18 protein-coding genes and 1 riboswitch are annotated in these 25,342 nt (G+C 39.4%); of the genes, 10 read left to right on the top strand and 8 right to left on the bottom strand.

Annotated features, from left to right (window positions below; all coding sequences use genetic code 11):
• Nucleotides 1-2 precede the first annotated feature (2 nt).
• Nucleotides 3-1,649, top strand: a complete 1,647-nt coding sequence (locus GFH32_RS11315) for an FAD-dependent oxidoreductase (RefSeq protein ID WP_153511709.1) — start codon at nt 3-5, stop codon at nt 1,647-1,649.
• A 26-nt stretch (nt 1,650-1,675) separates the two neighbouring features.
• Here the strand turns inward: GFH32_RS11315 and GFH32_RS11310 are convergent, their stop codons facing one another.
• The 5 genes from GFH32_RS11310 to GFH32_RS11290 all read right to left on the bottom strand — a co-directional run bounded on the left by GFH32_RS11310 (nt 1,676) and on the right by GFH32_RS11290 (nt 6,840).
• Nucleotides 1,676-2,179 carry a DinB family protein gene (locus GFH32_RS11310; RefSeq protein WP_153511708.1) on the bottom strand — a complete coding sequence of 168 codons (504 nt, stop codon included), beginning with the start codon at nt 2,177-2,179 and terminating at the stop codon, nt 1,676-1,678.
• A gap of 80 nt (nt 2,180-2,259) precedes the next feature.
• On the bottom strand, nt 2,260-4,260 hold the full coding sequence (locus GFH32_RS11305) for an FUSC family protein (protein WP_153511707.1): 2,001 nt from the start codon (nt 4,258-4,260) through the stop codon (nt 2,260-2,262).
• A gap of 197 nt (nt 4,261-4,457) precedes the next feature.
• On the bottom strand, nt 4,458-4,973 hold the full coding sequence (gene idi / locus GFH32_RS11300) for an isopentenyl-diphosphate Delta-isomerase (RefSeq protein ID WP_153511706.1): 516 nt from the start codon (nt 4,971-4,973) through the stop codon (nt 4,458-4,460).
• Nucleotides 4,974-5,029: 56 nt separating this feature from the next.
• Nucleotides 5,030-6,085, bottom strand: coding sequence for a threonine aldolase family protein (locus GFH32_RS11295; protein WP_153511705.1), 1,056 nt, complete (start codon nt 6,083-6,085; stop codon nt 5,030-5,032).
• 83 nt (nt 6,086-6,168) lie between these two features.
• Entirely contained in the window at nt 6,169-6,840 is a 672-nt protein-coding gene (locus tag GFH32_RS11290) for a DUF937 domain-containing protein (RefSeq protein ID WP_153511704.1), read from the bottom strand.
• Nucleotides 6,841-6,914: 74 nt separating this feature from the next.
• Here GFH32_RS11290 and GFH32_RS11285 point away from each other — a divergent pair, with 74 nt between their 5' ends.
• On the top strand, nt 6,915-8,012 hold the full coding sequence (locus GFH32_RS11285) for a DUF2891 domain-containing protein (protein ID WP_153511703.1): 1,098 nt from the start codon (nt 6,915-6,917) through the stop codon (nt 8,010-8,012).
• 209 nt (nt 8,013-8,221) lie between these two features.
• On the opposite strand, the gene GFH32_RS11280 is transcribed toward GFH32_RS11285, so the two are convergent.
• Nucleotides 8,222-8,479, bottom strand: coding sequence for a 5-oxoprolinase (locus GFH32_RS11280; RefSeq protein WP_153511702.1), 258 nt, complete (start codon nt 8,477-8,479; stop codon nt 8,222-8,224).
• Between the two features lie 57 nt (nt 8,480-8,536).
• Nucleotides 8,537-8,631: riboswitch (SAM-I-IV-variant riboswitch) on the bottom strand.
• 358 nt (nt 8,632-8,989) lie between these two features.
• Nucleotides 8,990-10,453 carry an RNA polymerase factor sigma-54 gene (rpoN, locus tag GFH32_RS11275; RefSeq protein WP_153511701.1) on the bottom strand — a complete coding sequence of 488 codons (1,464 nt, stop codon included), beginning with the start codon at nt 10,451-10,453 and terminating at the stop codon, nt 8,990-8,992.
• Between the two features lie 228 nt (nt 10,454-10,681).
• Here rpoN and GFH32_RS11270 point away from each other — a divergent pair, with 228 nt between their 5' ends.
• On the top strand, nt 10,682-13,006 hold the full coding sequence (locus tag GFH32_RS11270) for a transglycosylase domain-containing protein (protein ID WP_153511700.1): 2,325 nt from the start codon (nt 10,682-10,684) through the stop codon (nt 13,004-13,006).
• A gap of 51 nt (nt 13,007-13,057) precedes the next feature.
• The gene (locus GFH32_RS11265; RefSeq protein WP_153511699.1) at nt 13,058-16,180 is read left to right on the top strand and encodes a PD40 domain-containing protein; all 3,123 of its coding nucleotides are present in this window, start codon (nt 13,058-13,060) and stop codon (nt 16,178-16,180) included.
• A 65-nt stretch (nt 16,181-16,245) separates the two neighbouring features.
• Here the strand turns inward: GFH32_RS11265 and GFH32_RS11260 are convergent, their stop codons facing one another.
• The gene (locus tag GFH32_RS11260) at nt 16,246-16,569 is read right to left on the bottom strand and encodes a GIY-YIG nuclease family protein (protein ID WP_153511698.1); all 324 of its coding nucleotides are present in this window, start codon (nt 16,567-16,569) and stop codon (nt 16,246-16,248) included.
• Between the two features lie 116 nt (nt 16,570-16,685).
• Between GFH32_RS11260 and GFH32_RS11255 the strand changes: the two genes are divergently transcribed.
• From GFH32_RS11255 to GFH32_RS11230, 6 genes are all read left to right on the top strand, one after another.
• The gene (locus GFH32_RS11255) at nt 16,686-17,459 is read left to right on the top strand and encodes an XRE family transcriptional regulator (RefSeq protein ID WP_153511697.1); all 774 of its coding nucleotides are present in this window, start codon (nt 16,686-16,688) and stop codon (nt 17,457-17,459) included.
• Nucleotides 17,460-17,574: 115 nt separating this feature from the next.
• Complete coding sequence (rimP, locus tag GFH32_RS11250) at nt 17,575-18,039, top strand: ribosome assembly cofactor RimP (protein WP_153511696.1); 465 nt, start codon at nt 17,575-17,577, stop codon at nt 18,037-18,039.
• Between the two features lie 2 nt (nt 18,040-18,041).
• Complete coding sequence (nusA, locus tag GFH32_RS11245; protein ID WP_153511695.1) at nt 18,042-19,280, top strand: transcription termination factor NusA; 1,239 nt, start codon at nt 18,042-18,044, stop codon at nt 19,278-19,280.
• A 101-nt stretch (nt 19,281-19,381) separates the two neighbouring features.
• A complete protein-coding gene (gene infB, locus GFH32_RS11240; protein ID WP_153511694.1) occupies nt 19,382-22,402 on the top strand; it encodes a translation initiation factor IF-2 in 3,021 nt (1,006 codons plus the stop codon).
• Between the two features lie 175 nt (nt 22,403-22,577).
• On the top strand, nt 22,578-23,621 hold the full coding sequence (locus GFH32_RS11235) for a ferredoxin--NADP reductase (protein WP_153511693.1): 1,044 nt from the start codon (nt 22,578-22,580) through the stop codon (nt 23,619-23,621).
• Nucleotides 23,622-23,629: 8 nt separating this feature from the next.
• Nucleotides 23,630-25,297 (top strand): PNGase F N-terminal domain-containing protein, encoded by a 1,668-nt coding sequence (locus GFH32_RS11230; protein WP_153511692.1) that lies wholly within the window; start codon nt 23,630-23,632, stop codon nt 25,295-25,297.
• The last annotated feature ends 45 nt before the right edge of the window (nt 25,298-25,342 follow it).

The following is a 25,342-nucleotide window of genomic DNA, read 5'->3' as shown; positions in this document are numbered from 1 at the left end:
TTATGAGAAAAATCAATTTATTACTATGCAGTCTGATTGGCTTTATTTCTCTAGGGCTTTCGGTCCCGAAGAAGGAGTACACGGCTGACTTGATTATCTACGGCGGTACTTCCGCCGCTATTACTGCAGCGGTAGAAGCGGTCAATTCCGGGATTTCTGTAATTGTCGTTTCACCTGATAAGCATCTTGGGGGACTATCGAGTGGCGGATTAGGTTTCACAGATACCGGAAATAAAGCTGTGATTGGTGGATTAGCTCGAGAGTTCTATCATCAAATCTATATGCATTATGATCAAGAGAAGTCTTGGAATTGGCAGAAAAAAAGTGAGTACGGAAATCAGGGGCAAGGTACCCCGGCAGTTGACGGTACCAATCGGACCATGTGGATTTTTGAACCGCATGCTGCTGAGAAAGTATTTGAAAACTGGGTGAAAGATAAGAAGATACAAGTTCTACGTGAAGAATATCTTAATCGTGATCAGGGGGGAATTGTAATGGATGGTAATCGTATTCAATCTATTAAAACCCTATCAGGGAAAACCTTTCGTGGAAAAATGTTTATTGACGCGACTTATGAAGGCGATCTGATGGCGCTTGCTGGTGTTTCTTATCATGTGGGAAGAGAGGCAAACAGCGTTTACGGGGAGAAGTGGAACGGTATTCAAGTCGGTGTACTACATCATGGTCATTGGTTTAAGTCAGATATTTCTCCGTATGTTATTCCGGGAGATAAAAGTTCGGGCTTACTGTTTGGTGTATCTGGCGAAGATCCAGGGGTTTATGGCGAAGGGGATAAGCGCCTACAAGCTTATTGTTTCCGTATGTGTTTGACCGATCATGATGCCAATCGGGTTCCTTTCAAAAAGCCAAAGAACTATAATCCGAAGAATTATGAGCTATTAGCACGAGTGTATGCATCTGGCTGGAGAGAAACCTATGAAAAGTTCGATCCCATTCCGAACAAGAAAACAGATACAAACAATCACGGTCCTTTTAGCACGGATTTTATTGGAATGAACTATGATTATCCGGAGGCAAGTTATCAGCGCCGCCAGGAAATTATCAAAGCGCATGAAGAGTATCAACAGGGATTACTTTATTTCATGGCGAATGATCCCGCAATTCCGAAAGACGTTCAACAGGAATTTGCTAAATGGGGTTTGGCAAAAGATGAATTTAAAGATAATGGAAACTGGCCACATCAACTTTATGTACGTGAAGCAAGAAGAATGGTCGGGCATTATGTGATGACAGAGCATGATACCTTTAGCGATCGCGCAGTTGATAATTCTGTCGGCATGGGGTCTTATACATTAGATTCACATAATGTACAGCGTTATGTCAAAGCTGATGGATTTGTACAAAATGAAGGAGATATCGGTGTTCATCCTAAGAAGCCTTATAAAATAGCTTACGGTGCTTTAGTGCCTAAGGAAGCAGAATGTCAGAATCTTCTAGTTCCGGTCTGTCTTTCCAGTAGTCATATTGCATTTGGGTCAATCCGCATGGAACCTGTTTTTATGATCCTAGGACAGAGTGCTGCGGCAGCGGCAATTCTTGCTATAAAAAATAATATACCTGTTCAACAGGTTAAGTATGCTGATTTACAAAACGTATTGAAGCAGCGAGGTCAAGTTTTAGATCTATAAGAATAATAAAAAAGAGGTTGTTGCCATTAAGCAACAACCTCTTTTCTAATGCGCTCGATTTGATACACATGTCTTTGTGTATGCGTACAAATGCCCATCAGCCACTCGAATCTTGTCAGATAACCTAGCTGGGGAAACTCTCGATCCATACAAAGCAAGGTTAAGTCCTTATCTTTTATATCAACAATTAGTTTAGTTTTATTTGCTATAATTCTGTTTTTTAAATCGTTAATTTCATAGTGTTCCTGTTTCGGTAGGAAGAAGCTGTCGGATTGATACTTGGAGTTTAAATCAAGGAAAAGTTGCTTTAGTGCTGGGACTTGTTCATCATAAGCCCGATTAAATACTTGAACTTTTTGATCAGGTATGCCTGAAGAGCTACGAAGAATATGTTCAACTGTTTGGCCAATACTCCATCCGCCATCGGCTGGCTGTTGATTCAACCTGTGTTCATCGAGATCTTGAAGTTGTTTCAAAACCTGATCGAAAACTTCCGAAATTGCTCTTGAGATGTGTTGATTAATTTCCATAGCGTGCTCCTTTGAATGAAACAATAGCTCAAATACTATGCAAAGTTTACTTGCCCTATGCGAAGAAGTTCAGAATGCGCTTATTTCGAAGTCTGAAAGCGAATCTTGGCGCGCTCTCTATTTCGCTTCCTTTGTGCGAGTTTAGCAGCTAGTTGTTCAGATTCTTCAATCAATTCCTCCACATGCATTAATTTTGCCTTCATTGCTTCATAATCCCACGTGAGGCCAAGTTTAGTAATGTTGACCGAAAGGCCAACCAGCAAGGCATTAATGCGGTAGGCGAGTGTTTGTAGATGTTGAATATCTGCTTTAAATACTTTTCCCCGTAAAGGCTCTTTCGCAAATTGTTCTAGCGAGTCATAGCTTTGCGCAAGGGAGGCTTGGGCGAATTTTCGAAGTAATCGTAGATCATAATGATTTAGATTCTGTGCATCATAACTTTCTTGAATTTTCGAAATATACTCTCGGAAATGTTTAAACAAGGATGCGGTTGTTTGTTCTACGCTTCGATAATGGTTAATCGGAATCGCAAGACAACCTAATACCGCTAATATCGACCCTAAAAGGGTAAAAGCAAATCGGCTTCCTAAAATATCATGTAATTCTCCTTCATGTAGCTTCTGTCCTAAAAGAATGGTCACCGTAATAAAGATAACGCAAACCAAATAGTTGGGTTTATTGAATAGCAAAAAGAGATATAAGCAGAGTGCTGCAATCGCAAAAAGTATATAAGTGTTTTCGATAAATACTAACAACAGTAAGCTAACGCCAATACCAATTAATGAGCCGACAATACGCTGATAGTTTCTTTTTTGGGTGACATTATAACTAGGTCGAGCCACCAAGATAATGGTTAAAAGAATCCAGGAGGCGTAACGATATTCAGGTAATAAGAAGCCAATTAAGCCAGCAGCAATTAATAGTACGGACATCCTTAAGGCATAGGAGAAAATCGGCGATTTGAAATTCAGATTCTTGATGATGGTTTGAAAGCTGCTCCGAGGAGCAACAAAGTCTTTGAAGTTCTTAGACTCAATCCACGAGTCGTCGGTTGCAATTTTGCTAATGTGGATATTCTGCAAGATATCCGACAATTGAGTGAGTTGCTTGCTGATTGAATATATTAAAGCGGCTTTTTCTTCGTTAGCATGCATACGATCAGCATCTAATTGCGCGAAAAGTCTGTTTAGTTCTTCTGTTCCAATGGTTCGGAAAGTCTTGTCGCGGGTAGAATGCATCAGTCTTGACGTTTCAAAGGCAAGAATCGCTAGGGAACGTCTGATGGTAGCCAGTGTCTTCCCACCGGTTAACGTCTGTCTAATCGACTCATAATCGTTATCAACAGCCATCAAGAGTTCGTATAGATCAACTAATTGGTAGAGTTTTCCTAACCAGCGTTTACTATATGCATTTCCATCATCCAACAAACGCTTGTCGCGTAATAGGATGGATCTTACTGATTCTAACTGGTCGCTTACTCGACTATGTAATGCGCTGAGCTGTTTGTATGATTTGTTTAGCGGAACATCTTCATCGTAACAATCGATTTTCAGACGGATTAACTTTGCCATATTGCTTATCCCACCTTCCACAGCATAGCGTAATGATCGGTGTGGGAATAAATAAACCTGCGCTAAACAGACCATAAAGAAAAATATCGCACCCATCGTCAGCGATAAACTAAATTCAAATGGGTCGCTTGGTCGTAATCCAATAGTAAAGCTGGCGACTATAAGTCCTAGATTTCCAATTACATTAATGCGAAATCCTAATAGTGCAATAATGGTATACACAAAGCCAAATATCCCGAGTAACAAGACAATGGTCCAGGATTCGAAGTGAAGTGGAAGGGAAGTTGCGAGTGCCGTAATAAAAAAGATTGGAATACAATAAATGGCGGTAGTAAACTTATCTGATTTGTTGCCGGGTAAGTCCGTTAGCGAAGCCAATAAGACGCCCACAGCAAAGGCTATAGCAATATGTCCATCCCAGAAGATGAATATCGTTAAACTTGGAATAAGAATGGTTAATATGTTTCGTAACGCGTCTAGACTCGACTCAGTCCTAAAAAACGACGACATTTTCGAAAATAGTGAAGTCCTCAATATGTTATAATGGTATTAATTTACGTCTGCAAAAGTAGAAATAAAATAACGATTATAAAATATGATATGGTATTATTTATCGAAGTCGATATATTATTTTGAAGTATTGATTGCTTGTTTAGGTTTATTTTGAGATGTCACCATTGTTTTGAGATAGCTGGAAGTTAAAAATCTTAAAGATAGCTGATTAATTTGGGTAGGATTTTTTGAAACCAGAAGGTGTATTCTTCGGGATTCGTTTGGACATCCTTCGCGATTGATTCGATTGATTCGGATCGAATGTCGCTGACTTCATCAAGATTGAAATTTGTAATAGGCTGGGTATAGGAACCTAAAAACACATGATCAAATTCGTTTTCCCAAAGTCCATTTGCGAGTTTTTCTTCATAGGATAGGGTGAATATTTCGCGAATATCGACTTCGATGCCTAGCTCTTCGTAAGTTCTGCGTTTTGCCGCATCAATCGTACTTTCATTTGGGCGTGGGTGTCCACAACAGGCATTAGTCCAGAGGTTGGGACTATGATATTTAACGGCTGCTCGTTTTTGTAGAATGATTTTTCCGTCGGCATCCTGCAAAAAAACGGAAAATGCACGATGCTTTCTATTTTGCAAATGGGCTTCTTGCTTTTCCATTTCCCCCAAGGGCTTGTCTTGTTCGTCAACTAAAATTACATATTCTGTAGGCATATCAGCTTTTTTCCGTCTATCAATAGGGTTGAAGGTACTAAAATATAAATAGATTGCTATCCTTGACTTACCTGTTTAGTCTTTAGTCCGTTGATCTTAGCGATAAAGCGATCCACATCAGTTGGATTGGTCGCCCAAGAGGTGACGATCCGGACGATAGATTCACCGGCGTCTAGTTTCTCCCAAACATAGAACTCAAAGTCCTCCAAAAGTCTTTCGATAACTTGATGTGGTAGGATAGGGAATAGTTGGTTACTTTCTGGTTGTAGCGCAAAGCGGAATCCAGCATCTTCTAGCGCTGTTGCGATGCGCATAGCTTGTTGATTTGCATGTTTCCCTAATTCAAAGTATAAGTCATCTTCAAATAAGGCTAGAAATTGTGCTCCTAAGATTCTTCCTTTAGCCATTAATGCGCCTTTTTGCTTTAATGAATAGGAGAATCCTTCGGCAAGTTGGGCGTTTGGAAATACAATAGCTTCTCCGAGTAAGCCTGCGTTTTTGGTTACGCCGATATAGAACACGTCCGCATATTGCGCGATATCGTTTAATCTCAATTGATGTTGGTCGCTACTCAATGCAGCAGCCATTCGCGCGCCATCAATAAATAGTTTCAAATTATGCTCCTTGCAGAGGTCTGAAAGTTCTTGTAGCTCTTCTTTGCTATAAATGCTTCCTAGTTCTGTGGTTTGCGATATATAGAGCATAGCAGGTTTCACCATATGCTCATCGGTATGGAGTGAAATAACCTTCAGAATATTGTCAGGCGTTAGTTTACCATTGCTTTGTGGTACTGTGTTTATCTTATGTCCTGTTGCTTCGATCGCGCCAGTTTCATGCACATGGATGTGTCCACTTTCTGCCGCAATGATCGATTCATACGGTTTTAAGAGATGGCTAATCACAAGAAGATTGGCTTGGGTTCCGCCAGCCACAAAGTAGATGGGTGTTTCCTGATCGTTTAAAAATCGAAGAATAGCCGCCTTTGCTTGTTCGCTAAGACTGTCATAACCGTAACCGGGCTCTTGTTGCAGATTGGTTTGCGCCAATAGCTCTAAGATTCTTGGGTGTGCACCTTCTGAATAATCGTTTTTGAAGCTTATTTTCTCTTTCATTGACTCAAATATACGAAGGGGGACTAAATAAAAAAGCCGTAGCATACACTACGGCTTCTATTTTGAAATATTGCTTCTTAATTTTATTTACCAAACATGCCTGTTAGAGCGTCTAAGATACCGCCCTTAGACTCTTTGTCTTTATCTTGATTGAAGAAATCGCCTACAAGGTCTCCTAAGCCGCCACCTGCGCTAGGTTGCGCTGCATTGTCGTTTGATCCGCCGAGGATGTTCCCTAAGATGCCACCTAAACCGCCAGCCGAAGCTGCGCCGCCAGCACCACCAAGGACACTACCAATTAAATCGCCAATTCCGCCTGAGGATTCTGATTGTCCAGCACCTTCTTGTTTTTTCTTACCTAAGTATCCCATTACTAAAGGAGCTACCAAAGCCAAGATACCGGCAATTTTTTTGACGTCAAGACCTGTTTTTGCGGATAATGTTTCTTTAACGTTGTCTGTATTTCTACCAAACATATGGTTTACGATTTTATCCTCATCTTCGGTAGGACCTTGATTAAACAAAGCGCCAAGATTGTCGAAAATACTACCATTATGTTTGCTGTCGATCGCATTTTGGATGCCACTCGCTTGCTCAGGGCTTTTGCTCGCGTTGTAATTCAATGCAGACATCATCAATGGAACGGCAGCAGCAACAACATATTGAGCTTTATCCTTGTCTACGCCTAATTTTTCTGAAATGCTATTGATGGCTTGTGATCCAACACCGCCGGAAATTAAATCTGTAATATTCATCTTTTGGTTTATTTTGTTATAATTATTATAAATTTACTGCTGATAACTCAAATATAAAGCCAAATTAAAAACGGATGCTTAAATCACTTATAGGGTCACTCTTGTTGACTGGATTGTTTATTTCATGTCAACCGAAAAGCGAACAGAAAGAGGAAATTGAGACCGAACAAACTCACCTTACCGCTACTTTAGCCAAGGATATTTTTGCGTTACCAACACACTGTTTACAGGTTGAATATCCAAACAAATTGGGGCAAACGATTGGGTCCGCTGCCGATCTAAAAACACCCAAGGCCTTACGTCCTGTGTTCTATGGTTGCTACGATTGGCATTCTTCAATGCATGGTTATTGGTCTATCGTCAAGTTAATGAAGCAATTTCCTGAGCTTGATGCAAATGGGGAAGTCCGTCAAGTTTTAAATACACATATCACTCCGGAAAATGTTGCGATTGAAAAGGCTTTTTTCGAGAATGAACATAATTTAGCCTTCGAGCGAACTTATGGATGGGCATGGTTATTTAAATTGCAAGAAGAATTGTACACATGGAATGATCCCGATGCAAAGCGTTGGCAAGCTGCATTACAGCCTTTGGTAGATCTTCTTGTGACTCGTTTTAAAGTATATCTTCCTAAGCAGCTTTATCCTATTCGGACAGGACAGCATGATAACACAGCATTTGGTCTTTCACTTTCGCTCGATTATGCGAGAACAGTGGGGGATAAGTCCTTCGAAGCGGCAATTAAAGAGCATGGCCTTCGATATTTTAAGCAGGATATAAATTGTAATCTTGCCTATGAACCTAGTGGTAATGATTTCTTATCCCCTTGCTTGGAGGAGGCATTCTTAATGAGTAAACTCATGGACAAGCAAGAGTATAATGCTTGGTTAGAAACCTTTATGCCTGTTTTATTCGATAAAAACTTCAAGCTGGAGCCTGCAGCTGTGAAAGATAGAACGGATGGAAAGCTTATACATCTCGATGGTTTAAATTACAGCCGTGCAGCATGCTTTTATGGAATTGCAAAACAGGTTCCCGAACTCCAACAATTACGTCTCCTCGCAGAGAAACATATCGCGTATTCCATTGGCAATATATCTGCTAAAGATGACTATATGGGTTCCCATTGGTTAGGAACCTTCGCTTTATACGCTTTGAGTGAAGGGGAGTGAAGTGTTAGATATTAGACATTAGATATTAGATAAGACATTAGATTTTAGATATTAGACTTTAAAGTTTTGAGAATCCAGCGATAAAGCAGAATTGCGACAACCATGATGTTGGCCGAATAGTTATAGCATTTTTCAAATTTTTCAACCTGGACTCTAATATTTAACGTCTTATATCTAACATCTAATGTCTAAAATCTAATGTCTAACATCTAGACCACAATTAACCTATTTTCCTCCAATTTTACAGCAACTCGCTGAATAAGGGTAATCCCGTCTTCTTTGGAAATAATTGCGGAGAGGTCTATCCCGCGTCTAGATAGTGCGGATAATAAAGCTGATCGGAAAGCAGATTTACTTTGTCCCCAATACGATTCGACAATGTCATTGTTTAGAACGACAAGTTCTTGTGTAGAGTAGTGATGAAACTGCTCGGCTAAATGTTGTTGTAATGATTTTGTGTTTGACATACAATTAAGATTTAAAATGTTGAACCATAATTGCATTCAGAAAGGGTGAAATAAAGGCGTATCGCGTTTATTTTGGCATAATACCCGTATTGTTTTACCACCGCGGTGTCTTCACTCGGTTGGTATTGCTATCGCAATTCTGAATACTCTACAAAGTTAGTAGATTTTATTTTTTATTTCCAAATTTTATTTCATTTTTTTGCTGAGATCAATTCTGTTTTTATGTTAAAACATTATGAATAAGCGTGTTAAAAAAAATGAAAGTGATTGCAATAGGGGATGTGTTTGATGGAAATAAAAATTAGACAAGTAAATTTATGCTAAGAAGTAGATAAATTTTGGAGATAAAATTAGACTTAGGTGCTTGAAAAGAATAAGTAAAAAACATTAGTATATACCAATATACCATCAGAATCTGGTAGTCTACTCTCGTAATCGTCAACCTAATAGGCTTTAGAACGTCTTTCAAAGCTCTAACTACTAACTACTAAATACTACCTACTAAATTCTCTACAGTTCTTTTCTCAACCTTGCTACCGGTATATTCATTGCTTCGCGGTATTTTGCTACGGTACGTCTAGCGATTGAATATCCTTTTTCTTTTAGAATATCGGTTAATTTTTCGTCGGCAAGAGGTTTTCTTTTGTCTTCGTTCGCGATACATTCTTCAAGAATTTTCTTGACTTCTTTGTTTGATACTTCTTCGCCTGATTCAGTTTGAATAGCTTCGGAGAAGAACGATTTTAAAAGAAAAGTACCGAACTCTGTTTGTACATATTTGGAGTTTGCGACACGGGAAACAGTTGATATATCCATTTCAATACGGTCAGCTATGTCTTTTAGAATCATAGGCTTAAGCATACGGTCGTCACCAGTTAAGAAATACTCGTATTGGTATTCCATAATGGCGTTCATCGTTTTCAACAAAGTCTGTTGTCTTTGTTTGATGGCATCGATAAACCACTTTGCGGAGTCTAATTTCTGTTTTACAAATTGTACAGCCTCACGCATTTTTTTGTCGTTTTTCTCTGCTTTTTCATAGTGCTCAAACATTTCTTGGTAGGAGCGAGATACGCGAAGTTCGGGTGCATTTCTACCATTTAAGGTTAAATGGAGTACGCCGTCGTTGTTACTAATATGAAAATCGGGAATAATATGCAGTTGTTTTCCAGCAACAGCGCCAGAATCTCCAGGCTTAGGATTTAGTTTCAATATTTCATTGACAATATCCTTCAATTCTTCCGAATTAACGCCCAGTTGTTTTTCAATTTTATCGTAGTGCTTTTTGGTAAACTCATCCAAGTAGTTTTCGACAACTTGCATTGCCTTTTGAATCGTGGAGTTTTCCTGATCTTTTTTGCGAAGCTGTATCGCTAAGCATTCTTGCAGGCTCCGCGCACCAATACCTGCGGGGTCGAATTCTTGGATAACCTTAAGCATCTCTTCGACGTCTTTCTCTTCTACAATAATATTTTGAGAGAAGGCTAAATCATCGATTAGTGAGGGGATAGGGCGTCGAAGATAACCATCGTCGTCTAGACTACCGATTATTTGTTGTCCTATTAAATAGTCTTTATTGGAAAGGGCAAGTAGGTCAAGTTGATTTTGAAGATTTTCAAAGAATGAATCTTGGATAGCAATAGGCATTTCCTTTTTGTTATCGTCATCATCTGAATCATAGCCTGATCCATAGTCTTTATAGTCGTCTTCTTGAATATATTCATCTACGCTGAACTCGTCTTCGTAGGTGTTTTCATCGGAGTTGAAATCGTCATCGGGATCCTTGTCAGGGTATTCCTCAACAGGATCGTTCATATTAGCTAAACTGCCGTCTTCTAATGCAGGGTTTTCTTCGAGCTCTTCTTTAATGCGTGCATCTAATGATACTGTAGGCACTTGAAGAAGCTTGATAAATTGGATCTGCTGAGGCGATAATTTTTGTAGTAATTTCTGCTGTAGTGTTTGTCTTAACATGTCCCCGATTATAAATCATCGTAAAAATAGCGAATATTATTTAATGAAGATCAATATATTCCTTAGCAAATTTCAATTTAGGTATAATTTTTGCGGCCTGAAGACTTCATACACAAGGAGAAAAGTGCTTCCAAAAGCGAATTGTTAAAATTCGTTAATTTTTAGACCTAAGTACATTTTTAAGCGTTTTAATACAGTTTTTTCCAAAGTTTTGCTCATATTTACCTCATGTTTAGACGGGTCAAAAACAAATTCTTGCGTATTGCACTGATAGCTATCTATTTTGTTATTTTATTCACTTGTGCAGTACAAATCAACTTTCTGGGCTTGTTTGGTGCATCGCCTACCAAGAAAGAGATTTTGTTGCCCAGCTTAAATATTTCCTCAGAGCTGTATACTGCTGACTCCGTTTTGATCGGTCGTTATTACAAGCAAGATCGTGATCCCGTTCCTTTCGATAGTATTTCTCCTAATATCATAAACGCATTGATTGCTACAGAAGATGTTCGTTTTTACAAACATAATGGTGTAGATGTAATCGGCTTGTTTGGTGGTTTGTTGTCAACTTTTGGAGGTAGCGATCGTGGTGCAAGTACGATTACCCAGCAATTAGCAAAGAATCTATACCGTACCCGCTATCAAGATTCGCAGGGTTCACTGGGTAAAGTACCGGGATTAGGACTTTTGGTGACGAAATACAAGGAGTGGATGACGGCTTTTAAGCTGGAAAATAAATATAGTAAGCAAGAGATTATTACGATGTACTTGAATACGGTTTCCTTTAGCAATAATGCCTACGGGATTAAATCGGCTTCTGTACGTTATTTTGATAAATTACCGTCTGAGATTACGGTTAACGAAGCGGCTGTCTTGGTTGGGATGCTGAAAGGAACAACGCTTTATAACCCGATTCGTAATCCTAAAAATGCGCTGACCCGTAGAAATGTAGTTTTAGGACAGATGCAGAAGGAAGGATATTTGAAAGCCGAGGAAGTAAAGTCGCTGTCGAAGGATTCCCTTGGCTTAAATTTAAACAATAAAGAAGTTCGTAGTTCTAATGATTCCTATTTACGTACTGCCGTTGAAAAGTGGTTAGAGAAATGGGCGACTGAAAATGAAATTGATATATACACATCTGGACTAAAAATTTACACGACGATTGACTCGCGGATGCAAAAAATTGCGGAGACCGCAGTTTCTGAAAAAATGCGTGATCTACAACGTCGTTTAAACAATGTTTGGTCTGGTCAAGAGCCATGGCGCGATAAAGAAGGTAATGTTATTCCAAATTTCTTGGAAGATCAGGCGAAGAAGCTTCCGGTTTTTGCTTATTTAAAAGAGAAGTATAAAGACGATACCAAGGTGTTCGAGGAGTTGAACAAGAAGAAGGAAATGGAAGTGTTTACTTGGGATGGGATGGAGAAAGTAGAATATTCTACGATGGATTCTTTGAAACATTACATTGCGATGCTGAATACCGGTATGATGTCGATGAACCCTTATTCCGGGGAGATTAAAGTTTGGGTAGGAGGTATAAACCATGATTTTTATAAGTTTGATCATGTTAATCAATCGAAACGTCAACCTGGATCAACCTTTAAGCCTTTTGCTTATGTGACTGCTTTAGAGGCGGGAAAAACACCTTGTGATAAATATACGGACAAACCGGTTAAGATTGAGTTTGTAAATAATAAGGGAGAAAATGAGGTTTGGGAGCCTAAAAATGCGGATTGGAATTTTTCTTATAGTGAGCTGTCGCTAAGACATGCTTTAGCTCGTTCTTTAAATTCAGTTACTGCTCAAGTTACGCAAGATGTGGGATGGGATAATGTGGTTAAAATGGCGCATACATGTGGTATTGAGAGTAAGTTAGAATCTGTCCCTTCGGTAGGTTTGGGGTCTAATGAAGTTTCTGTATTCGAGATGGTTCGCGCTTACAGCACGTTTATGAATGCTGGGAAGAAAACGGAGCCGCTGTTAGTGAAGCGTATTGAAGATAAGGATGGTAAGGTTTTAGCAGAGTTTAAATCCGAGCAAAAGCAAGTAATCAGTCCGGAGAATGCTTGGTTGATGGGTTATATGCTTCGTGGGACGATTGAGGAATCTGGTGGTACTTCACAGGCGCTATGGGAGTGGGATTTATTTGAAAATGACAATCAGATTGGTGGAAAAACCGGTACTTCGTCCGATTATGTTGATGGTTGGTACATGGGTGTTACCAAGGATCTAGTAACGGGCGTTTGGGTTGGTTGTGATGAACAGAGTATTCATTTTAATAGTTCCGCAACGGGAGAGGGCTCGAAGACAGCGCTTCCGATTTTTGCGGTGTATATGGAAGAGTTGTACAAACACCCTGAATTAGGGGTGACGACAGGGAAGTTTCCTGATCCAACGGTTGAGATTAAAAAAACATACAATTGTCCGGGACCTCGTGTTCGCTCTACGCGTGATACCACAAGTTCGGATTCCGCGGAGGGAGATGCTGAAGTTCCTGCATTGACCTTACCAGAGATTTTAAGAGAAATAGAGGGACAAGAAGAAGGACAGGAGTAATTAGAAAATACTAGCTGAAATATTTACTTTTATAGTGCTAATTCTAACTTTATGAAATTTAACCAGATTCGCTTATCTAGGCTTTTTGTTTGTGCCATTGGTTTTTTGCTAACCTTAGGTTTCCTACCTCAGTTGGCAAATGCGCAATATTTCGGGCAAAACAAAATGCGTTATAAGAAATTGGATTTCAAGGTGTATGAAACACCTCACTTTAACCTATACTACTACTTGAAGAATGATTCTATGATGAATTGGTTGGCCAAGGAGAGTGAAGTGTGGTATGAATTGCATCAACAGGTTTTTCAAGATACATTTTTCAGAAAGAACCCGATTATCTTCTATAATAATCATCCGGAATTTCAACAAACGACGGCGATTAATGGGGAGATTAGTGTGGGGACAGGTGGTGTGACGGAAGCGTTCAAGCAACGTGTTGTCATGCCTATTATGCAGATTAATCAGCAGACGCGACATGTATTGGGTCACGAGATGGTCCATGCCTTTCAGTATCGTGTATTGATCGAAGGTGGAGATTCTACGCGATTGGAAAATGTGGCTAATATTCCACTTTGGATGGTGGAAGGTATGGCAGAGTACTTCTCAATTGGTAAGAAAGATGCTTTTACCTCGATGTGGATGCGAGATGCTTATGCGCGTAATGATCTTCCTTCATTGGGTCAAATGACAGAACAGATGAATCGGTATTTTCCTTATCGATTTGGACAGGCGTTTTGGTCCTATGTGGGCTCCACTTATGGAGATACGGTTATTATGCCTTTATTTATAGAGACTGCGAAGTATGGTTATGAACAAGGGATTCGTCGCGTGTTTGGTTATGATGCACAGACAATGTCGACCTTGTGGAAAAACAGTATGGAGAATTCTTATAAAAACTCCGGAAAGGATACGACTTCACGTCCGATTGGACAACCTCTACTAACAACAAAGAATGCTGGGCGGATGAATGTTTCGCCTGCGATTTCTCCGAATGGAAAATATGTTGCCTTTTTATCTGAGCTTGATTTGTTTAGTATCGATCTGTTTTTGGCTGATGCGGAAAGTGGTAAGATTATTCGAAAGCTCGGAAGTCGGCTTACCAATAAGGATATCGATGAGTTTAGTTTCTTAGAGTCAGCCGGTACCTTCTCACCAGATAGTAAGAAATTCGCGTTTTCGGTATTCAGCGAAGGGAAGAATAAATTGATGGTTGTCGATGTGGAAACCGGAAAAACATTGTCGGTGGAGGCGATGGGTGAGATATCGGAGTTTACGAATATTACCTGGTCTCCAGATGGCGAGCATGTTGCTTTCTCAGGTTTAGCAAATGGTCACTCTGATATATATGTCTATAACCTGCAAACAAAAGTAGTAAACCAATTGATGAACGATAAGTTCTCAGATTTTCAGCCGAGCTTCTCGCGCGATGGTCGCTATATTGTTTTCAGTACGGATCGCGTTGCCCTAAATTCGGATTCGCGTACTGTGGATATTCCAATGAATTTAGCGTTTGTGGAAGTCGCGACAAAAAAGATTACCAATTTAGAGGTGTTCCCAGGAGCGAATAATTTAAACCCTCATTTTTCAGCAGACGGAAAAGACATCTATTTCTTGTCGAATAGCGATGGTTATCGAAATATGTATCGCTATACATTTGAATCTAATCAGGTGGCAAGAATGACTGATTTCTTTACGGGGATTTCAGGGATTACAGAATATTCTCCGGCGATGAGTATCTCTGCGAATGATGAAATTGTGTATTCTTATTTTAAGAATAACGCCTACAGTGTATATAAAGCGAAAGCTACGGAGTTTGAAGCGCAACCTGTTAGCGCTGGTTCCGTCGATTTTGAGGCTGCGATGTTGCCGCCAATGCAGAGTCGTGGTGTGAATGTGGTTAATACCAATTTGCAAAACTTTAACGCATATTCGAGAATTTCGGACTCACAAATTAATAATATAGCATATCAGCCGAAGTTTAAACTTGATTACTTGGCGAACAGTGGTGTCGGGATGTCAGTAGGTTCTCGTTATGGAGCTGGTATCTCCTCGGGTGTACAAGGGATGTTTTCGGATATTCTAGGCTACAATCAGATTTTTGCCGCGCTAAATATTAATGGTGAAATTTATGATTTTGGTGGACAGGTTGCCTATATCAATCAACGTTCGCGTTGGAATTGGGGTGGATCTTTGTCGCATATTCCATATCGTTTTGGATTTTATCAGTATGATCAACGTGATATCGGGCTTGGTCGTGAGGAGTTAGTGTTGGATCAATACTTGATTCGTTCTTTTCAAACGCAAGCGGATGCCTTTGTAGCATATCCATTTAACAAGCATCATCGTTTTGAAACTGGAGCAGCAGCTTCATATAACTCATATCGTGTAGATCGCTATTATCAAGGTTATGAATCGTACTATGCGAATAAAGAGCGTGTGCCAACTGATGAAGCGAGTCAATTGTTAGGTGCTCGTTTAGATCCGTTTAACTTGTATCAAGTTAATGCAGGATTTGTTGGTGATAATGCGGTATTTGGTATTGCGGCACCACTACAAGGTTATCGTTATCGTTTAGGTGCGGAGCAATATTTCGGGACTTTTAATTTCACGGCAATCAATATTGATTTGAGAAAGTATCATCGCATGAAGCCGTTCACATTGGCCGCTCGTGTTTATTCCTATATGCGTGTAGGTGATGGTGCCGATCAGTTGTATAATATTTATATTGGTTATCCTTATTTAGTAAGAGGTTTTGAAAACAATAGTTTTGGCCCTAATAGTACAGTGACCTTTAATGATCTTTCGGGATCGAAGATGGTTGTTGGGAATTTAGAGTTGCGTTTGCCTTTCACGGGGCCAGAGAAACTTGCAGTACTGCCGTCGGGGATGTTGTTCTCAGATCTAAACTTCTTTATCGACGGAGGTCTTGCTTGGAAGAATGGCAGTGTGATTAAATGGACGAAAACAGATGCCGATAAGATCACTCAGACAGTTAATGGTCAACCCTATGAGATCTATGATGAGAATGTTCGTATGCCTGTTTTTAGTGCTGGTGTATCGCTTCGTGTGAACTTATTTGGAGCAATGATATTAGAGCCTTACTATGCTATTCAATTAAACAATCCGACGCGTTCTAAATTCGGAACGTTTGGATTAAACTTTGCACCGGGCTGGTAGTCAAAGTTATGATTGTTAAGAAATAGATTTAGTGTGGGTAAGGTTGTTAAGGCCGTTGTTTAGCGTTAAGCGAAAACAGCGGCTTTTTTATTAGGGTTAAGTCCAGGCAACGGCAGGCTTAGACTTAACCAGTTGGGGTTGTTTTTGCGGATTAACCGTTCGCGCACCATGCGACCCAATCCACAAAGCTCTTGGTATCTTTTCTCGGCTTCTAGAGCTGTCGAGAAACTTTCTAGATATACTATTCTATTTAATACAGAAGTTGAAAACAGGCCACTATTCGTTGAATCCTGCATATGTTGTTGCAATAAGATCATGTCGTTGCTAATTCCTAGTTGAAGAAATTTTCTGTTGGCGTCTGTACTGATGTATAAATGGTGTGCTTTCATCTTATTCTCTTGTTTTAGCTAAAATATTTGGTTATTTAAATATGTTTTACTAATTTTATTGGCACAATATTACTAATAATATTAGTATTTCAAAAATTTATTTTAAAAATATTTATATGTCCAACATCGCATCAAATCTAAAGTATCTTAGAAAGAAGAAAGGGGTTACACAGCAACAATTTGCTGATTTAATGGAAATTAAGCGTGCCTCTGTCGGAGCGTATGAAGAGGATAGGGCAGAGCCTAAATATGAGTTGCTAAGAAAAATAGCAGAGTTTTATGAGTTGTCTATGGATGAATTAGCAAACGATGTTATTGATGATAAATGGAAACCGAATCCTAAAAGTAATGCGTCGAACCTACGTGTATTAAGTGTTACTGTTGATTCAGATGATCGTGAGAATATCGAATTGGTGCCTGTTAAAGCGAGTGCTGGGTACTTAAATGGTTATGGGGATCCTGAATATGTTAAGGAGTTACCGAAGTTTTCATTGCCTATGTTTAATCAAGGTACCTATCGTGCTTTTGAGATTAAAGGAGATTCTATGTTGCCATTACCTTCCGGATCGTTAATCATTGCGGAATATGTGGAAAATTGGCACGACATCAAGACCGGACAGACTTATGTGGTTGTGTCTTCCAATGATGGTATTGTTTATAAGCGTATTGGACAGAAATATAAAGAGGATAAAGGATTGAAATTGGTGTCAGATAATAAATCCTACGAGCCATATTGGGTTGAAGCTGGAGATATAATTGAAATTTGGAAAGCGAAAGCTTTTATTAGTACCGAATTGCCTGAGCCTAGTCCCGAGCCTACGTTAGAAGGCTTGTCGTCAATGATGGCGCAGATGCAGAAAACGATTAACGCTGTTGTCGATAAAAATTAATTCAAATGCTGTTTAACATTATTGTTTTGCGTTTTTGAAAAAATAATTATACCTTTGTACTATCTGAAAGGAAGGGGGCATGGTATGCCCCCTTTTTTAATTCATTTATTAAATTATGCAGGTTGAAGAGCGCGTAAAAGAACTAGTTCTAGAGAAAATCGCTGATAGAGAAGATCTATTTATTGTAAGTATCCGTTTTTTGAAAAGTGGCGTGTTAGAGATTCTTCTAGATGGTGATAATGGAATTGCAATTGAAGATTGTGTGCAAGTTAGCAGACATGTTGGTTTCCATTTAGAAGAAGAAAATGTAATCGATAAGGCTTATCGTTTAGAGGTTTCTTCTCCCGGTATCGATACACCATTATTATTGAGCAGACAGTATCAAAAGAATATTGGAAGAAATGTGAAAGTGTTGATGTTGGATGGTGCGAAGCGTGAAGGGAAATTACTTGATGCAGGCGAGACTTCTTTCAACCTAGAAGAAATAGTAAAAGAAAAAGGAAAGAAAGCTCAATCCGTTGAGGTAGAAATTCCCTACAATCAAATAAAAGAAACAAAGGTGTTAATTTCATTTAAATAGAAATGAGTAGTAATATTAACTTGATAGACTCTTTTCAGGAGTTTAAGGACTTTAAAAACATTGACCGTCCTACAGTTATTACGGTGTTAGAAGAGGTTTTCCGTAGCATGATTCGGAAGCGCTTTGGAACAGACGAGAACGTAGACGTTATTGTAAACCCTGATAATGGTGACTTAGAGATCTGGCGTACGCGTGTCGTTATGGAAAATGGTTTCTCAGAAGATGACGATTTAGAAATCGAATTGGAAGAGGCTCATAAGTTCGATGCGGATTTAGAAGTAGGCGATGATTATATCGAGCAAATTACCTTAGAGAGTTTCGGACGTCGTGCAATATTAGCAGCGCGTCAAACTTTAGTTTCTAAAATCTTAGAATTAGAGAAAGACGAAGTCTTCAAAAAATATAAAGACCGTGAAGGGGAATTAGTAGTTGGTGAGGTTTATCAGATTTGGAAGAAAGAGATTCTTGTATTAGATGAAGATAATAACGAATTGATTCTTCCTAAAACAGAGCAAATCCCTGCGGATTATTTCAAGAAAGGCGATAGCATTCGTGCGGTAGTTCATAAAGTGGATATGATGAATAGTAATCCTAAAATTATTATCTCTCGTACTGCTCCTGAATTCTTACAACGTTTGTTCGAACTAGAAGTTCCTGAGATTTTTGACGGATTAATTACGATCAAGAAAATCGTTCGTGAACCAGGTGAGCGTGCTAAAGTAGCGGTTGAATCATACGATGACCGTATTGATCCAGTAGGTGCTTGTGTGGGTATGAAAGGTTCTCGTATTCATGGTATCGTTCGTGAATTACGTAATGAGAATATCGACGTTATCAACTTCACAACAAACAATTCATTGTATATCACACGTGCACTAAGTCCAGCACGTATCTCTTCTATCAAATTAGATGATGAGAACAAGACGGCTGCAGTGTACTTAAAACCAGACCAAGTATCGTTAGCGATTGGTCGTGGTGGTCATAATATTAAATTAGCAGGTAAATTAACTGGGTACGAAATCGACGTATACCGTGAGACCGGAGAAGAAGAGGAGGATGTGGATATCGAAGAATTCGCAGACGAAATCGAAAGCTGGATCATCGACGAATTCAAACGCGTTGGTTTAGACACAGCGAAATCGGTGTTATCACTTACTGAGGACGAATTGATTCGTCGTACAGATTTAGAGGAAGATACGATTCGTGAAATCGTAAGGATCCTACAGGCTGAATTTGAATAAAGTTCAGCCCAAGCTTTGCTTGCTTAACAATTTGTAAAAAATTGTTAAATACGTGTAAAAAAACATATTTTTGTAAAAGAAACTCATTTTATAGTTAGTAGATGTCAGAAGGTAAAAGTATAAACTTGCTTAAAGCGGCAAAAGAGCTCAACATTGGGATTGGTACGGCAGTTGACTTTTTAGTGAAAAAAGGATTTGATGTAGATTCAAAACCTAACACTAAATTAAGTGCTGATCAATACGGGGTTCTTTTGAAGGAATTTCAGGGCGACAAGAATGTCAAAGATGAAGCTAAACAAATTGTTATTGGTAAGATTCGCCGTGAAGAAGGTCCAACTGCTACGCAAGGCTCTACATCTGACGAGCCTGCTGAGCAGCGCGAAGAAAATAGCGAGGTAAAAGAGATTTTAATTAAGAATACGACGGCAGCTCCAGCCGCAGAGATTGCGGAGGAAAAAACTGCCGACGAGCATCATTCTGCTTTAAAGGTTGTTGGAAAGATTGATTTGGATAGTTTGAAGCGAGGTGCGAAGCCAGCTCCTAAAGAGGAGCCGAAAGTTGAAGTAAGAGAGAAGCCGAAGCCAGAGGTCGTAGAAGAGAAGAAAGAGGTTGTAGAGCCTGTGAAGAAAGTAGAGGAACCTGTTGCTAAACCCGTAGTAGAACAGCCAAAAATAGAAGAAAAAAAGGAGCCAATAAAAGTGGTTGAACAACCTAAGGTAGAAGCTCCCGTAAAAGAAGTTAAACAACAACCAGTGGTAGAGAAAAAGCCAGAACCTGTAAAGCAACAACCTGCTCAGCAGCCAGTAAAAGAGCAACCTCAAGATGAGGTTATTCGCGCTCGTTCGGAAACATTAAGTGGTCCGAAAGTAGTGGGTAAAATTCAATTGCCAGTTTCTAAACCGCATAAGCCGGTGGCTTCTTCCTCCGCGAATGCAGGAAACAATAATGACAATAAACGTAAGCGTAAGCGTACGAATAAAGGAAACGGACCTGTAGGACAACAAGATGGTGCTGATAGAAATAATCAAAACCAAACAACTGGCCAAGGACAGCATCCTAACCAAAATAGACCTGATGGAAACCGTCCGAGACCAGCTGGCGATAATCGTCCTGGTAACAGAGGCCCGAATCCACATAGTGGTAATAGAGGTGGGAATAACAACCGTCACCAAGATCGTAGAAAACCTGATGTAGTTAAAGAAGAGCCTACAGAAAAGGAAATCCAAGATCAAATCAAAGCTACATTAGCGAGATTGAGCGGTGCTGGTAAATCAGGTAAATTTGCTCAACGTGCGAAGCTTCGTCGTCAAAAGCGTGATGATATAGCAACATCAGCTGAAGAAGCGGCATTAGAACAAGAATTGATGTCTAAAGTTTTGCGTGTTACAGAATTCGTAACAGCGAATGAGTTGGCAAATTTAATGGACGTTCCAGTTACACAAGTTATTGCAACTTGTATGAGCTTAGGTATGTTTGTATCGATTAACCAACGTTTAGATGCAGAAACATTAGCTATCGTAGCTGATGAATTCGGTTACCAAATTGAGTTTATTAAACCAGAAGATGAAGAAGTTGCTGAATTAGAAGAGCCAGATACAGCGGCAAATTTAGTTCCTCGTGCACCAATCGTAACAGTGATGGGTCACGTTGACCACGGTAAAACTTCATTATTAGATTATATCCGTAAAGCTAATGTAACCAAAGGTGAAGCGGGTGGTATTACTCAGCACATTGGTGCTTATGCTGTGAAATTGGATGATGGACGTCGTATTACGTTCTTAGATACTCCGGGTCACGAGGCCTTTACAGCGATGCGTGCTCGTGGTGCTAAAGTAACGGATATTGTAATCATTGTTATTGCGGCGGATGACGCGGTGATGCCTCAAACAAAAGAAGCAATCAACCATGCGATGGCTGCGGGTTCACCAATAGTATTTGCATTTACGAAAGTAGATAAGGCAGGTGCAAACCCTGATCGTATTCGTGAGCAATTATCGGCAATGAATATCTTAGTTGAGGATTGGGGTGGTAAATATCAATCTCAAGAGATTTCAGCGAAGACTGGTGAAAATGTAGAATTACTATTAGAGAAAGTTTTATTAGAAGCTGAATTATTAGAATTAACTGCTGATCCTAAAAAACGTGCCGTTGGTTCTGTAATTGAAGCTGCATTAGATAAAGGACGCGGTATTGTAACTACAGTACTTGTTCAAGGTGGTACGTTACGAGTTGGAGATCCAATTCTTGCGGGTTCTTACTCTGGTAAAGTGAAAGCTTTAACAAATGAAAGAGGAGAACGTGTTAAGGAAGCAGGACCATCTGTACCGGTACAGATCTTAGGTATGTCGGGTGCACCAACTGCGGGTGATAAACTTTATGTATTAGAAAGTGAATCTGAAGCGCGTCAAGTTGCGAATAAACGTCTTCAATTGCAACGTGAGCAAGGAATGCGTGCTACTAAACATATTACGCTTGATGAAATTGGTCGTCGTTTAGCGATTGGTAACTTCAAAGAGCTTAATATCATCGTTAAAGGTGATGTGGATGGTTCTATCGAGGCATTATCTGACTCATTATTGAAACTTTCTACAGATGAGATTCAAGTGAATATTATCCACAAATCAGTGGGTGCGATCTCTGAATCTGATGTATTGTTAGCTTCAGCATCTGATGCGATTATCATCGGTTTCCAAGTTAGACCTACTCAAGGTGCGCGCAAGCTTGCAGAGAATGAGCAAATCGATATTCGTTTGTACTCTATTATCTATGATGCGATCGAAGAGATCAGATCAGCGATGGAAGGTATGTTAGCTCCGAAATTAGAAGAGAAGATTGTTGCTGAGGTTGAAATTCGTGAGGTATTTAAGATTTCTAAAGTTGGTACAATTGCGGGATGTATGGTTCTTGATGGTAAAATCAATAGAAACAATGATATCCGAGTTATTCGTGACGGAGTTGTTATCCACACAGGACGCCTTGCTTCATTGAAACGTTTCAAAGATGATGTGAAAGAAGTTTCTCAAGGTTACGAATGTGGTTTAAGTATTGATAAATTTAACGATATGCAAGAGAAAGATATCGTTGAAGCATTCGAGCAAGTAGAAATCAAACGTAAGTTGTAATTAGCTTAAGTTATTATAAAATATATAGGTCACAGGCAACTGTGACCTTTTTTGTTGTGCAGTTAGCGTAACGGGCTAGAGGAACGCGATATCCCAATTTTGTTTAGTAATCTAGCGTAGGCTTATATCTACTTTGCTATATCTTACTATTCTATCAAATTCCTATATTTGAAACATGTATAATTTTAAGATTTCAGAGATCATTCCGCATCCAAATTCTAATATTTCTATCCGATTTGAGGATCTGTCTAATGATTTTCCTAAATATAAGGCGGGACAATTTTTAACCTTATCCTTTACATTTGGAGAGCGAGAGGTTCGTCGTTCTTATTCTTTTAGCAGTTCACCTGATGTCAATGAACCGTATGAAATTACGGTGAAACGCGTTGATAATGGTGAGATTTCAAGGTTATTGCATCATCAAATGCAAGTTGGGGATATCATCGAAGTGATGGAACCACAGGGACTTTTCGTATATGAACCTAATGAAGACAAACAGCGCACTATCTTTCTTTTTGGTGCTGGTGTCGGCATCACCCCCTTATATTCAATTCTAAAGACTGTATTGGTTACTGAAGCAAATAGTAAGATTGTATTAGTTTATAGTAACAGCTCTAAGGAGAAAACCATTTTTTACGACGAACTATTAGAATGGCAGGCGAATTATCCAGATCGTTTGCATATAGAATGGATATGGTCGAATACGAAGAACTTGCTGAAGGCTCGATTAAATAGAGATTATATTTTAGAACTTGTTAAAAAGTATAACAGTGGGGGAGCCGAAGATTTATTTTATACCTGTGGCCCACTTTTCTACATGGATTTGTGTCGATTTACGCTATTAGGGATGGGGATTCCTGATGATCATATTAAACGTGAAACTTTCCATTTTCCAGAAGAGGAAGAAGATGAGGATGAAAAAGACGAAGAACCAGTTGATATGACTAGCTATGATATCGTCATCCGATTTAAAGGAGAAGATCATTTGCTGACGGTACCTTATGATCGAAGTGTTTTGGATGTAGGTCTAGCACATAAACTGAAGTTACCTTATTCCTGTAAATCGGGGATGTGCAGTACATGTATTTCACAAGTAACGCAGGGATCTGTACGCATGGATTACAACGAAGTATTGACTGACCGAGAGGTGGAAAATGGCCGTTGTTTGATCTGTACAGCACATCCAATGGAAAATAACACAATAATAGAGATATTATAAAAAAACTTATGTTAAATAGATTCGTCCTTTCAATCTTTTTAGCTTGCTTCTTCGGACAGCTTCAGGCACAAGAAACATACAAAATTACCTACCATGCTTTTCGGGATGGAGCTATGTTGAAGCAGGATCCGATTGTAATGTTCGTGAATAAGGACAAATACCTTATAACCAAAGAAAGCGTATTGTCAGGACAGCTACGTTATCCTACAGAACAAATATTCGTAGATATCCAAGAGAAGAAGGGCTATAGAACCTCACAACTATCTGCAGACCGTTCAATTTCAAGTTTAGATCCTAATATTTTCAAGACATTAAGTTTTGTGCAACAAGATACGGGTGCAAAGAAGCTTTTGAAGCATCCAACAAAATTAGCACGTACTTCGATTAATTCGAATGCAATAGATATTTGGTATACTAATGATTTAGGTTTGCATGCCTCTCCAAATTTAATCGGACAGGAATTGGGTTTGGTTTTAGAATACCGTAGAAATGGAAATTCAGGGATCCGTGTTGCTTCTATCGAGAAGCTAAAAAGCTGGCCGAAAGCTTTTGTTCAACCCGAACAATCCAGCTTATTAGATGATTTAAGTTATAAGGATGCCTTATGGAAAAGTAAATTCATACAGGTTCCAATCTTCAGCAATGAACAAATTTGCTTCCAACCAGGGATTAAGTCAGACTCAATTTTACGTTTTGCAGAAGGAACGGTGATCTTGAAGAAGGTCAAGATTCCAGCGGTTAGCGAAGATAGTCAGGCTTTTATCGAATTGATTGAGAAATCTAATGGCGATGCATATGATAGGACCGGTTCTGTATTCTTAATTGCAGAAGATCAAAAGCAGAGTTTTCTTGATGGAATGAAGAACGGTATGGCTACACTTCCGATGTACACGGAAGAGAAAGGGGTGCAATATCCGGGAATGGTTCGTACGGAAGGATTTTCTCCAGTCTTGGAGTTAATGCGATTCTTTACGCCATTTGGAGTTTCCCATTTTAATGATCGATTGCAGCTAAAGGGGAAAACTTGGCAAGATAGTGTTAGTTACCGTCAAGATATCTCCGAGTTTATGCAGACCATCGTAGGTAAGGACGTTTATATAGGCACTTATATCGGAAACTATGATAAAGGTGGACATAAGATTAGTTTAACGCTTACAATCCATCCTGGCGCTTCTAATTATGCGCAAAACGCGAAAGTAATGCCCTTGTTCAATACGACGAACATCATGGAGATGGGAGGACAGGGTTATCCAACGATGTATGCTTATGAACAAGGATTGGAAGTTAAATTTAAATTAGATCAAGATTTAAAGAATGTGAAGTTGCGATATATAACAACAGGTCATGGGGGATGGGGTAACGGTGATGAGTTTGTGCCTAAGGCAAATAGTATCTATTTGGATACAGAGCTAAAAATGAAGTTTACGCCTTGGCGCCTCGATTGTGGCAGTTATCGATTGTATAATCCCGTTAGCGGCAACTTTGAAAATGGTTTATCATCCTCAGACTTAAGTCGCTCCAATTGGTGCCCCGGAACGATTACGAATCCTGTTTTTATAGATCTTGGAGATCTCTCCGCGGGGGAGCATACCATTCGAGTACATATTCCTCAAGGACCAAAAGAGGGAGACAGTCAAAGCTTTTGGAATACAAGTGGATGTCTTGTATATCAGTAAAATAAAAAAAAGGTATCATGCGGTGATACCTTTTTTTTAAGCGGA

It is taken from the genome of Sphingobacteruim zhuxiongii (assembly GCF_009557615.1).
Lineage (GTDB): Bacteria > Bacteroidota > Bacteroidia > Sphingobacteriales > Sphingobacteriaceae > Sphingobacterium > Sphingobacterium zhuxiongii.
Note: the sequence above shows the minus strand (reverse complement) of the source record. Positions and strands in the feature narration are given on the sequence as shown.